Source organism: Weissella confusa (assembly GCF_004766315.1).
In the GTDB taxonomy this organism is placed as follows: domain Bacteria; phylum Bacillota; class Bacilli; order Lactobacillales; family Lactobacillaceae; genus Weissella; species Weissella confusa_A.
This window is the reverse complement of the sequence record NZ_PVSN01000073.1, coordinates 1-13,604: the sequence shown is the minus strand read 5'-3', so window position 1 is coordinate 13,604 and position 13,604 is coordinate 1. Positions and strand designations below refer to the sequence as shown.

Genomic DNA, 13,604 nt, shown 5'->3' with positions numbered 1-13,604 from the left:
GCATCCGCGTGGATTTTTCTTTGCAAAAATTAGTGATGCAGCCTTTTGCCATAGGATTATCTGACATTTGTATATGTCGTAAACAAATTCACATTTAATTCACAGACACTTTTTGTTTTGACATTAAAATAAAGAAGACTAGACTTATAGTCAATCGAGGGATTAAGGACACACTTTGGAGGATAATTAAACATGGCAACTGCAGATTTTGGTGTTGTTGGTTTGGCCGTAATGGGTCGTAACTTGGCCTTGAACGTGGAATCACGTGGCTACACGGTTGCGGTATACAACCGTTCAAGCGCTCGTACTGAAGATTTGGTACAAACGCACTCAGATAAGAAGTTTGTACCTGGTTACACTGTCGAGGAATTCGTGAAGTCAATTAAGGCCCCACGTCGTATTTTGTTGATGGTCAAGGCCGGTGCAGGAACTGACGCTGTTATTGAAGAATTGCTACCATTCTTGGAGAAGGGTGACATTTTGATTGACGGTGGAAACACGTTCTTTGAGGACACGATGCGCCGTTCAGAGAAGCTTGCTGAATCAGGCATCAACTTCATCGGAATGGGTGTATCAGGTGGTGAGTTGGGAGCCTTGCAAGGCCCTTCAATGATGCCTGGTGGACAACGCGAAGCTTATGATTTGGTTGAGCCAATCTTGAAGGAAATTGCTGCTAAGGCACCTGAAGATGGTAAGCCAACGGTTGCCTACATCGGACCTAATGGTGCTGGTCACTACGTAAAGATGGTGCACAACGGTATCGAGTACGGTGATATGCAATTGATCGCTGAGTCATACGACTTGTTGAAGCGCTTGTTGAAGTTGGACTCATACTTGATCGAAATCACGGCTGATATTTTGACGCGTGATGACGATTTGGGTTCAGGTAAGCCAATGGTGGATATGATTTTGGATCGTGCCGGAAACAAGGGAACTGGAAAGTGGTCATCACAATCAGCTCTTGAAGTTGGTGCCCCACAATCATTGATTACGGAATCAGTTTACGCACGTTACATTTCAGCAATGAAGGAAGACCGTGTGGCTGCTTCTAAGGTTTTGGCTGGTCCAGAATTCAACTTCGAAGGTGATGTCGACGCAACTGTTGAAGACATCCGCGAGGCTTTGTACTTCGGTAAGATCATGTCATACGCACAAGGTTTCGACCAATTGCGTATGGCTTCAGATCACTACGATTGGGACTTGCAATACGGTGAGTTGGCACAATTGTGGCGTGCTGGTGCGATTATTCGTGCCCGCTTCTTGCAACGTATTACGTATGCATACAACAACGAAGCAGGTTTGCACAACTTGTTGTTGGATCCATACTTCAAGGATATCGCTGAGAAGTACCAAGCAGCTGCTCGTCGCGTAATCGCTTTGGCAACGGCTGCTGGTGTACCAGTGCCATCATTGTCAGCTGCGGTTGCATACTTCGATTCATACCGTTCAGAAGTTTTGCCTGCAAACTTGATCCAAGCACAACGTGACTACTTCGGTGCTCACACTTACGAGCGTACGGACAAGCCAGCTGGTGAAATGTACCACTACTCATGGTACGAAGAAGCTTAATAAGTAACTAATAGAAATGGTGAATCCAATTGGGTTCACCATTTTTTATTGTCAGAATTCTTAGAATATGATAAGATTTTAATCGTTATGAAAAACGTACACTTTTTGGAAGGAGAAATGATTATGTTCAGTTTTGTTAACAACAATAATAATAATGATCGTTTCAACTCAACACAAAAAGTGATTGGGCGTTTTCGTGTAACGCTTGAACTGTGAGAACGATTAGCAGTCATCCAATCACTGGGATTGGGTGGCTGTTTTTTTATGCAAGAACGGAATAATCTAGGAGTAGGTCATGGAAAACAAAGTTGAATTAAAACGATCAATGGGAATTTGGTCAGGGTTATCACTCGTTATTGGAACGGTTATCGGTTCTGGAATCTTCTTTAAGCAAGCTGGGGTTTTGCAAACGGCTGGTTCATCAACGCTTGGGCTATTGGCGTGGGTTGCCGGTGGTGTCATCACGTTGGCTGCTGGTTTGACGATTGCTGAAATCGGGGCGCGCTTGCCAAAGATAGGTGGGTTGTACAGCTACATCGAAGAGTTGTACGGTCCAGCTGCTGGATTCCTGACGGGATGGATGCAAGTTGTTATTTACGCACCGGCTGTTATTGCCTCAATCGCTGGTTACGCTGCCTTTTTGACGGCTAACTTCTTGGGCTTGCCAACGTCAGCTGCAACTTGGATTTCAGTTATCTTCCTATTGTTCATCGCGGGATTGAACATGTTGGAAAACCGTGTGGCTGCTAGCTTCCAAGTGATTACGACATCAATTAAGTTGATTCCAATCGCTGTGTTGATCATTTACGGTTTGTTCTTCGGTAAGGTTGATGCCTTGGGACAAACGGTTCACCAAGTCTCACAATCAGGTGGTGGTTTCGGAATGGCTATCTTGGCAACGTTGTTTGCTTATGATGGTTGGATTTTGTTGTCAAACATCGCCGGTGAGTTGAAGAACCCCCGTCGTGATGTGCCACGTTCAATCGTTGGTGGTTTGATTTTGATTGTCATCGCCTACGTTGGTGTGACATTTGGTGTTTACCACGCTTTGCCTGCTGAAAAGGTTGTGGCATTGCAAAACAATGCGACATTCGCGGTTGCGAAGGCTGCCTTTGGTGACTTTGGTGGACGTGCCTTGAGTTTGGCCATTATCATTTCAATGTTGGGAACGTTGAACGGTAAGATGTTGTCATTCCCACGTATGGCATATGCAATGTCATTGGATGGCTTGTTCCCTAAGTACTTGTCAAAGTTGACGCGCAAGACGCAAGAGCCAACGAACGCCATTGCGACGGTAACGATTATGACGTTGGTTTTGGCAATCTTCTACACGTCAGGTGTTGATCGTTTGTCAGACATCGCTATCTTCACGATTTGGATTTTCTACACGGCTGCGTTCTTCGGTGTCTTCATGTTGCGTCGCCAAGTAAAGCAGGGTAAGTTGGAAGAAATGGACACGTTGTTCAAGACACCATTGTTCCCAATTACGCCATTGGTTGCGATTTTCGGGGCATTGTTCGTTATCGGTTCAACGGTTATCAACGACTTCACAGGTGCTGCCATTTCAATCGTATTGGTTTTGATTGGATTGCCAGTGTTCTACTACTACAACAAGAAGCGTTCTTAATGAATTTTGCAAAGCTATCAGGTATCTGCCTGGTAGCTTTTTTACTTTACAGGGTTAACAGATATCGTTAAAATCAAAGTATTAAAAACAAATGAGAAAAGAGGGCCGCCATGGAATGGACTGACCAAACAAAGCCTTATGAGGCCGATTTGATTCAGGACCTGAATCAGATTGTTAAAATACCATCGATTCTAGATCCAAATACGCAAACAGAGTTAACACCATTCGGAAACGATATGGTGCGTGCGTTAGCGAAGATGGAAGAATTGGCCGCGCGTGACGGTTTCCGTTACGGTCGTGTCGATAACATGGTGACGTGGATTGAATACGGTCCAGCCGATGCTGATGAGACCGTGGCGATTTTGACGCACATTGATATTGTGCCCGCCGGTGACGGATGGTTGCGTGACCCATTCAAGCCGGAAATCTTGGATGGCTTATACTTTGGCCGTGGGGCAGCCGACATGAAGGCTGATTTGATGAGTGCGTATTATGCCATGAAGTATTTGGCTGACCATGAGATTAAATTAACCCGCAAGATTCGGTTGATTATTGGAACTGACGAAGAAAATGGCTGGCGTGATTTGCCACGCTATTTCGAACAGGAAGGTGAGCCAACGATGGGCTTTTCACCAGACGGGGCATTCCCGGTTGTGAATGGTGAGAAGGCTTTCCAAACGGTGCAACTGCGCTTCCCAAGTGTGTCGACTGGTGACTATATTTTGCGCCGTTTCATTGCTGGTACGCGTCCGAATGTTGTGCCGGGTGATGCACGTGCGCGTGTGGTTGTTCCTGATCCAGACGGCATGGTGCATGATTTTGAACAATACTTGGCGCAATACCCATTCTTGAGTGGTAAGACTGAGATTAAGGGACAAGAATTACGTCTCTTGTTGAACGGGGTTCAGGCCCATGGTGCCTATCCGCAAGATGGCGAGAACGCCGGTACGTATTTGGCCCATTTCCTAAATCGTTATGCGTTTGCGGATGATGCGAAGACATTTTTGCAATTTGTTGGTGAGACAGTGCATGACGATATTGGGGCTGACAATCTAGGCTTGCGCTACCACGACGAAACGATGGGTGACCTGACGTTGAATGTTGGTGTCATGCGTTTTAGTTTGAACGGACAGGGAACGATTTTGCTGAACTTCCGTTATCCGCAAGGGGTTAATGTGCAAGCGGTGATGACGCAAGTCCAACGACATCTTGGCGACTTTAAGGCGACGGTTGAAGTATGGCCGGGTGGTATGGAGCCCCATTTGGTGCCGGAAACCGATGAACTGGTTGGTATCCTATCAATGGTTTATGCGAAGCAGACGGGGATGTTTATGAATCCACGCACATCAAACGGTGGGTCGTATGCCCGTTTGTTGAAGCGTGGTGTCGCCTTTGGGGGTCAGTTCCCAGATGTGCCAGTCACAAGTCACCAAGCAAACGAATCGACACCGGTCGCTAACTTAACGCGTTCAATGGCAATCTTCGCAGAAGCGTTGTTGAAGTTGGCACAATAGCTGGAAATCAGACAGACTCTGGGCAAAAGCCTAGGGTCTTTTTTCACGTATAGCTGGTAAAATGAGAAGATACAACACGTTACGAAAAGGGGGCGCACATGGCTTTAGAATTGTTGTTTGGTCGCGCAAGTGCCGACCATGAATTAGCGCTATTGGAGCGTGTGCAGAAGGTCTTGGCAGCCGATGAGCAAGCCGAGATTTTTTATGTGGTACCGAACCACATTAAGTTTGAAACAGAAATCCAAGTGCTGAGTCGTTTGGCTGAGCTGGAAAATCGTCACGGGGCCGCAGTGGCTGTGCCGAACGTTCAAGTTTTTTCATTGAGTCGTTTAGCTTGGTACTACATGCAAGATGACCCAATTTATCGCCAAGCCAATTTGTCAGCGACTGGTATGACGATGTTGGTACAAGCCTTGCTACGTGAACACCAAGATGACTTGGTGTTGTACGGCAGTTTGTTAACTAAGCAAGGATTTATCAGTCAATTTGCGAGTCAAATTCTTGAACTGAAGCAAGCCGGCTTAACCTGGCCAGAAGTACGCGAGATGGCTGAAAACCTATCGGGCCAAGGCACATTGCAAATGAAGTTGCAGGATTTGGCTTTGATTGGTGAAGCGCTGGATCAAGAGTTGGCCAACCGTGGGCAATATTTGAATAGTGAATTATTGACGGCTTTGCGCGTTTATTTGGCGACGGAAAAGACCGATACATCACACCATTACTACTTTATTAATGGGTATTCACAAATGACGACACCAGAACGCGGGGTTGTTGAGGCGCTGATTGAACGTGCAGGTGGTGTAGCGATTGCGCTACCAGCTGACGACGGAGCAGCTAGTGTCTCAGATGTGACGTTGTCAGAAAATGACTTGTTCTACCGACCTAAGCGTTTAGCACGCCAATTGCGTGATTTCGCAGTGGCACATGATGTCCCAGTGACGGCGAACACTGTGACGGCACAACACCCAATTAGCGATACGATTGCGGCCATTGAGTCATTCTGGATTGATTACGAACAACGTGGCATTCAGCAACAAACGCAGGCAGCACCATTGCCTGATTTTGATGTGTGGCAAGCGACGACGCGTTATCAAGAAGTTGAGCAAATGGCGCGTATGATTCGCCAAGAAGTGGCTAGTGGCAAACGTCGTTATCGTGATTTTATGCTGATGACGCGTGACTTGGGGCAATATGAGAATATTTTGCCAGCGGTGTTTGCCCGCTATGAAATTCCAGTCTTTATGGACTTGGATCGACCAATGGGGGCCCACCCGCTTGTGGCCTTTTTGGATAAGCTATTCCGTTTGGCACCGGCCTACACCATTTCAGATGTGATGGGATTGTTGAAGACGGAGCTGCTTTTGCCTGAAGATGTCGCTTTGGCTGACTATCGTGAGGCGTTGGCGGAAACGGAAAACTATGCGTTGGCTAAGAATTTGCCAGGTTGGCGTTGGACGGATGATACGCCATGGCAGTTTGACCGCAACGTGGCCGACTCAGATGACGAAGTGGTTCGCGAACACGTAGCGGCTAAGGATGCCCAATTGGCGTTGATTCATAATCAAATCAGTCAGGTGGTGGCACCGTTTTTGTCACGCCTAGCGGAAGCCAAAGATGCTCGTGAGATGGCTCGTGAGTTATACGGCTTTTTGACACAAATTGGCATTCAACAACGTTTGATTGCCTGGCGTGATGCCGCAATTGAAGCAGGTGATTTGTGGGCTGCCCAACAACCAGAGCAAGTTTGGCGCACGTTTATTGGCGTGCTGGATGACTTCGTAGCGGTGTTTGATCACACTGAAATGACGGTTGAAACGTTGCAAGAATTACTCCAAGCTGCATTTGAAAGTGCCAAGTACACGGGCATTCCAGCGACAATGGACCAGGTGCGTGTGTCTGAAAGTGGAATCGTGCAACGTCAGGGTTATCACACGGTAATTGTGTTTGGGGCAACCAGCGTTAATTTGCCAGCAACAACCCGTACAAAGGCGTTGCTACATGATGGTGACCGTGAATTATTGCAAGATAAGTTGCCGGAACATGTGTTCTTGCGCGAAACATCTGAGCAACAAATGGCGCAAGAATCATTGTTGATGTACAGCGCGATGATGACGGCAGCAACCCGTATGATTTGGTTGTACGCAACGATTGATGGTGAAGGTAGTCAACAAGCGTCAACGTACGTGTCCCGTTTGGTGCGTCAATTCCATCAACCAGTGCATGAGTTTAAGGCATTGCCTGATCCACATGCGATGGATGTCCACGAATACGTTGGAACGGTTGCAAGTACGCTCGCACACTTGGTGGTTGTGAACCGTCAGGCGGAGAACCAAAAGCAAGACCGTCAGTCAGCTGAACTGAGTGGTGCTTGGCAAGGTTTGCAAGCGCAAATTAAGAAACTGGCACCGGCGCAGGCTGCCCGTGTGATGGGTGGTTTGACGTATGAAAACCGACCAAGCCAAATCATGGCACCACTGATGAGCCAACTATTCGGTAATGACCTGAAAGCCTCAATTTCACGTCTCGAGAACTATGCGAAGAATCCATTTGAGTTCTTCTTGCAATACGGTCTGCGTTTGCAAGAGCGTCAGGTGTTACAACTAACACCGGCTGAAAAGGGAACATTGATGCACACGATTCTGGAGCGTTTGTTCACTGAATTAATTCGTGAGAACAAGACGTTGAGTGAATTCACTGATTCAGAATTGCGCCTGTTGGAGCAAAATATTCTGCATGGTTTGCTTCAAAGTGGGGATGCCACATTTGATATCTTCACGAGTTCAGCCCGTATGCAATTCTTGACGCAACGTTTGGCAGAACAAGTGCACGATACGGTTCAGAACATGAAGCGTGGCCAATTAATTGACGGTGGGGTGCATACACTTGGCGTCGAAGCAGGTTTCGGTTTGCCACAGAGCAAGCTGAAGCCGGTGCAATATGAGTTGCCAATTGGTCGCGTGACGGTCCGCGGAAAAGTGGATCGTTATGACTTGGTGGAAACGCCAGCTGGTAACTTCTTGACGATTGTCGATTACAAGTCTGGTAAGCGTGTCTTTGATTACACGCAAGCCTATGCTGGTTTGGAATTGCAATTGATGACGTACTGGACCGCAATGTTGACCAATGCGGATGTGCTACCAACCAGCGAAATGGGCGGGGCAGTGTTCTGGTCACTTCAAAACCCATGGATTAAGGCCACAGATATTTCAGGTGCTTCGTTGGCTGAATTGCAGGAAGAAGCTGATAAAGCAGCCGCAAGCCAAGGTGCTTACCGTGGTGTCCTTCGTGACAATGAAGCTTACATTGAGCGCCTTGAAGGTGTCGAGGGTGTGAAGACGCCATTTGCCTTAAAGCGTTTGAAGAGTGGTGGCTTTGCCAAGACAGCAGACGTTGTGACGGAAGATAATTTGAACACGTTGCTTCAATTTAACGAAGCGAAAATCCGCCAAATTGCGACAAATATTTTGGCTGGACAATTCCCACTATTGCCATTCCGTGATGGGCCAAATAAGACCGGTATGATGTACACGGCTTATAAGCCAGTCATGATGTTTGATGCCATGATGGGTAATGAATACCGTAATATTAAAAAGCTCAAGGCAGACGATGCCTTAAAGGCGATGCAAAATCTGATTAAGGGCGACGAAGATGAAGAAGAGGAGGCAGAAGACTAATGAATTTTACAACGTCACAAGAAGCGGCCATTACCACAACTGGCCAAAATATCTTGGTGTCTGCTTCCGCCGGTTCAGGAAAAACGCGTGTCTTAGTTGAACGTGTGATTCGACGTTTGCTTGCGGGCGAAAACGTGAATACGTTTTTGATCGTAACGTTTACTGAAGCAGCTGCGGCTGAAATGAAGGAACGTCTTGAGGGCGCAATTCGTGGTGCATTGGCCGAGTCTGAAGGTGAGCAACGTCAGCATTTGTTGAAGCAACTACGTCTATTGAACGTTGCCAACATTTCAACGTTGCACGCGTTTGCGTTACGTTTGATTGAGCAATATCACTACACAATTGATTTGGATCCGCAATTCCGTTTGTCTGATGATGCCGAGCGGACGTTGTTGATGATGGAAGTCTATGGTGACTTGCTTGAGCAACGCTACGCGGAGGACCCAGAGCAAACCTTCGCCAAGTTTGCGGCCCAATTTGCATCAGGGTCAACTGACGACCGCACACTGCAAGAATCAGTCTTCACCTTGTTTAATTTTGCGATGGCACGACCAGATACAACGGCGTGGTTGGAAAGCTTGGCGGATGATTATGAGATTGGGGATGATTTTGCATCATCTAATTTCTTTAAGACGCAATTATTGCCAACGTTGCAAAGTGAGATGTTGGCCATTAATGACCAAATCACACAGTTGGTTAATCAAGCACCGGATACGATGGATGAACCACCGGCCGTTAATCGTTTGCTAAACATTCAAAACGATGCGGACGCCTATGGCCGTTTGATGACGCTCTTGCAAGATACGCCAACTAGTTGGGATGATTTGCGTCAGGCGTTTGCATCAGTGACCTTGATGGGATGGGGTAAAGGTGAAGATGGAAAGGGTAAGAACTTTACGTCAAAGCATGACCCAGAACTAAAGGCGGCTTGGGAACCGGTTAAGGCCCAACGTGAGCAAATCAAAGAACGTTTCGAGAAGCTGCAAGAAAACTACTTTGCTTTGGATACTACTGGTATGCAACTTGCCATCGGTGGGGCTGGTGAAGTGATTATGCAATTGGTTGATTTCACGCAAGCATTCCGCGAGGCGTTCTTGACCGAGAAGCTTCGTCGCAAGGTGCTGGATTTTAACGACTTGGAACACTTTGCGTTGCAAATCGTTAGCCAACCCGCGGTAGCTGCAGAACTACAAGCACGTTACAACGAAGTCATGGTCGATGAGTATCAAGACACGAACCAACTGCAAGAAGCGATTTTGTCACAAATTGCGACTGGTGATAACACTTTCCAAGTGGGTGACATTAAGCAATCCATCTATAAATTCCGTCAAGCTGATCCAACGTTGTTCGGTCATAAACTGACAACGTATCCCAAGACTGACGGCAACACTGTGATTACGTTGCAGGAAAATTTCCGTTCACAGCCGAATGTGACTGACTACATCAATTACATTTTTGCGCAGATTATGAGTGAACAATTGGGTGACGTGGAGTATGCCGGTGAGGCCGAATTGGTTGCGGGGGCGGATTACTATCCGGCTGACTTGCCAAAGGAAGCCCAAATGATGGTGTACTTGGATCAAGATGATGCCGACGACGCTGAAGAAGATGAGCCTGATGTGAAGAACGAGTATGGCTTCACGAAGGCGACTGGCCAAATTCGTATGATGGCATTGAAGATTAAAAAATTGATGGATACGAAGTTCGAAATCTTTGATCGTAAAGCGGGCGAGAAGCGTCCGGTTCGTTATAGCGATATGACTGTTTTGGTGCCAACTAAGAATCAAAACTTGGATGTGTTGGACATTTTCCGCGAGATGGATATTCCGATTGTGGTGAATGGGGCGGAAAACTATTTCCAAACGACTGAAATATCAGTCATGATGAGTTTGTTGCAAGTGATTGATAATCCGCATCAAGATATTCCGTTGGCAGCGGTTCTCCGTTCACCGTTGTATGGCATTGATGAAAATGGGCTCGCATTGATTCGCACCCAAGCGATGGATGATGATTTCTTTACGGCTGTGAAGGCACTGGCCAACAACCAACTCACAATTTCTGTTGAAGGTGTTTCAGTTGAATTGGTTAACGAAACAATTGCTGCGGTGCAACGTTTCTTGGCTGATTTGGAGACGTTCCGTACGCTGGCCGTTCAGAATAAAATTGTTGATTTGCTTTGGCAGATTTACAACACGACGGGGTGGTTGGATTACGTTGGTGGCTTGCCATCAGGTCCACAACGTCAAGCAAACTTGCACGCCTTATATGAACGCGCTGCGATGTATCAAAAGAGTAGCTTTGTTGGCTTGTACCAGTTCATTAACTACGTGACGCAGTTGCAAACGCAGGACAAAGACTTGGGTGAAGCCGATGCCAACGTGGCGAGTGATAGCGTCTCATTGATGACAATTCACCGTTCAAAGGGGTTGGAATTCCCAATCGTCTTTGTGTTGAACAGTACGCGTAAGATGATTAGCCAACGCGAAACGATGGGGGATGTCCTGTTGGATGCCCAAGCGGGGGCTGGTATGGATTACGTGGATTTGGATCACCATTTGAAGTTGCCAACACCACAACGCGAATTCGTGAAGGATGCCCGTATCCGTGGGGCCTTTGCCGAGCAATTGCGTGTGCTATATGTGGCCTTAACACGTGCCGAGCAGCACCTCTTTATGGTGGGCTCATACAGTAGCGTGAAGGCGCTATGGTCAAAGTGGTCGTTAGCTGAAAATGGGTCGGACTGGATGTTGCCAGACTGGGTGCGTCTATCAGGAAAGTCGTTTATGGATTTGATGGGGATGGCGTTGATGCGTCACCCACAAGCACCAGAGCTGCAAGAAGCATTGGGACGCTATGATGAAGACGATGTCGTTGATTTCAGCGAAATCCGTGCCAAGGCCCCTAAGAAGCCGTTTAGTTTTGGCCTTGAAATTGTGAATAGTGCTGATTTGCGTTCAGCGCTGGACGCGTATCAAGCAGTTGCCACACCACAAGTTGCCGTGGCGACGGAGGCAAATGCCCCCGTTGTTGCTAACACCGATTGGCATCAAGTCCTTAACTTTGATTACGGCTTTGAAGAAGCAACGCGTGCGACAGCTTATCAATCAGTTTCTGAAATCAAGCGCTTGTTTGAAGATCCTGATTTGCAAGCGGGTCGTGGTCCGATTGATGCTCGCCTAGATGTGGCTGATATGAGTGGATTGCGTTTGACCGATGAAACGTTGCCAGAACCTGAGTTTATGCAGGAGGCGGAAACGCGCATTTCATCGGCTGCTATCGGTACGGCGACACACTTGGTTTTGCAACGCGTTGATTTGCAACATGGTGCGCCATCGCATGATGACTTGCGCGAACTGGTCGCTGATTTGACCACGCAAGGGTTGATTGAAGAACGCGTTGCACCGCTAATTTCATTGGCGAAGATTGAACGATTCTTTGCGGAAATGCCACTTGGTAAGCAAATGGTGATGCATGCTGATTCGTTGGAACGTGAAGTGCAATTCTCATTGCTCTTGGATGCTAGTCGCTTGTACAAGGGGTTCCAAGGGGATGAGAAGGTGTTGGTCCACGGAATTATTGACGGTTATTTTGAAGTTGACGGTGAGGTTTGGTTATTCGATTACAAGACCGATCGTGTTACACCAGAAGACGCAGCGGAAACGCTAACGAGTCGTTACTCTGGTCAATTAAACATCTATGCGCAAGCACTTGTTGCGATGGGCAAGCCAATGCCACGTCGTTTTATCTACGCATTTAGCGCTGAAAAGATTATTACATTGGATTAAAAACCAGAAACGCGTCCGCCATTTGGGAGGACACGTTTTTTGTTGTCCCATTTCTTATTTTTATCAAAGAAATCGCTTGCACAGCATTGCGAAACATTTTATAATATAGCTTGTGAAGTAAGTAACGATTTTCGATTTTGAGGAGATTATTGAAATGAAAGCAGCTGTCGTACGTGAGAACCTAGACGGATTTGTAGATTTGATTGATGATTGGGAGCCACGCGCTTTGGGCTTTGGGGAAGCCTTGGTTGACGTTGAATATAGTGGTCTTTGCCACACGGATTTGCACGTTGCCGCGGGTGACTTTGGTAACCCAAACGAGATTAACCCACGTCCATTCCGCCGTGTTATTGGGCACGAAGGAGTTGGAATTGTCACGAAGCTTGGTGATCGTGTTTCAATCGCTTGGTTCTACGATGCATGTGGAAACTGTGAGTACTGCAACACTGGAAACGAAACGTTCTGCCGCAAGGTTCGTAACGCTGGTTTCGCAGTTGACGGTGCTATGGCGCAACAAGTTGTTGTAAATGCTAAGTATGCCGTTAAGGTGCCAGAAGGGTTGGACCCAATGGAAGCTTCATCAATCACTTGTGCCGGTGTCACGATGTACAAGTCATTGAAGGTTGGTGAGACGAAGCCTGGTCAATGGGTTTCAGTTGTTGGTGCTGGTGGTCTAGGAAACTTGGCTATTCAATACGCCCACAACGTCTTCGGCGCTCACGTTGTTGCCGTTGATGGAAACCCAGACAAGTTGGCCGCTGCTGAAAAGATGGGTGCTGAGTTGTTGATCAACCGTAAGACGGAAGACGTACCAGCTATCATCCAAGAAAAGGTTGGTGGTGTACACAACGCCCAAGTTACGGCTGTTAACACGCAAGCCTTTGACCAATCAATCGCCTCACTACGTCCGATGGGGAAGTTGGTTGCTGTTGCTTTGCCAAAGGGTGACATGCAATTGAACGTTGTGAAGACTGTGTTGGATGGTATCGAAGTGAAGGGTTCATTGGTTGGAACGCGTGAAGACTTGAAGGAAGCCTTCCAATTTGGTGCTGAAGGCAAGGTTAAGCCAATCGTGACGCGTGCAGATGTACGTGACATTAACGATGTTATTGAGGCGATGCACAACAACCAAGTCACGGGACGTATGGTCTTCGATTTCAAGAGTTTGTAAGATAGTCACAGCAGAATAATGTCCCACGTGAGAGGGGACATTATGGCTGTGAATCAATTGAATTAACGATGCTCCTAAAAGCTATGAAAGCCAGAGCAACTAATAACCGTCGCAGATGTGTGGCGGTTATTTTTTTATAGGTGAATTGTCAATTCAACCGGAACACTTGAGATAAATAATATTCTTTAGCCGATCTCCAGCCGAAAAGCTTTCGAGGTCGGCTATTAATTTGCTCAACCATTTGTTCAATGTATTCGTCTGAAT

At 47.0% G+C, this 13,604-nt stretch carries 6 protein-coding genes; all 6 read left to right on the top strand.

Going from position 1 to position 13,604, the window contains the following annotated elements; all coding sequences use genetic code 11:
• Nucleotides 1–192: 192 nt before the first annotated feature.
• The 6 genes from gndA to adhP all read left to right on the top strand — a co-directional run bounded on the left by gndA (nt 193) and on the right by adhP (nt 13,340).
• Nucleotides 193–1,569 (top strand): NADP-dependent phosphogluconate dehydrogenase, encoded by a 1,377-nt coding sequence (gene gndA, locus C6P11_RS09775; RefSeq protein ID WP_135520724.1) that lies wholly within the window; start codon nt 193–195, stop codon nt 1,567–1,569.
• 295 nt (nt 1,570–1,864) lie between these two features.
• The gene (locus C6P11_RS09770; RefSeq protein ID WP_135520722.1) at nt 1,865–3,196 is read left to right on the top strand and encodes an APC family permease; all 1,332 of its coding nucleotides are present in this window, start codon (nt 1,865–1,867) and stop codon (nt 3,194–3,196) included.
• 110 nt (nt 3,197–3,306) lie between these two features.
• The gene (gene pepV, locus C6P11_RS09765; RefSeq protein WP_135520719.1) at nt 3,307–4,710 is read left to right on the top strand and encodes a dipeptidase PepV; all 1,404 of its coding nucleotides are present in this window, start codon (nt 3,307–3,309) and stop codon (nt 4,708–4,710) included.
• Nucleotides 4,711–4,808: 98 nt separating this feature from the next.
• On the top strand, nt 4,809–8,384 hold the full coding sequence (locus tag C6P11_RS09760; protein WP_135520717.1) for a PD-(D/E)XK nuclease family protein: 3,576 nt from the start codon (nt 4,809–4,811) through the stop codon (nt 8,382–8,384).
• On the top strand, nt 8,384–12,169 hold the full coding sequence (gene addA / locus C6P11_RS09755) for a helicase-exonuclease AddAB subunit AddA (RefSeq protein ID WP_135520715.1): 3,786 nt from the start codon (nt 8,384–8,386) through the stop codon (nt 12,167–12,169). Before C6P11_RS09760 ends, addA begins: the two co-directional genes overlap by 1 nt.
• 154 nt (nt 12,170–12,323) lie before the next feature.
• Nucleotides 12,324–13,340: an alcohol dehydrogenase AdhP gene (gene adhP / locus C6P11_RS09750; protein WP_135520713.1), complete on the top strand. Its 1,017-nt coding sequence runs from the start codon at nt 12,324–12,326 to the stop codon at nt 13,338–13,340.
• Nucleotides 13,341–13,604 lie beyond the last annotated feature (264 nt).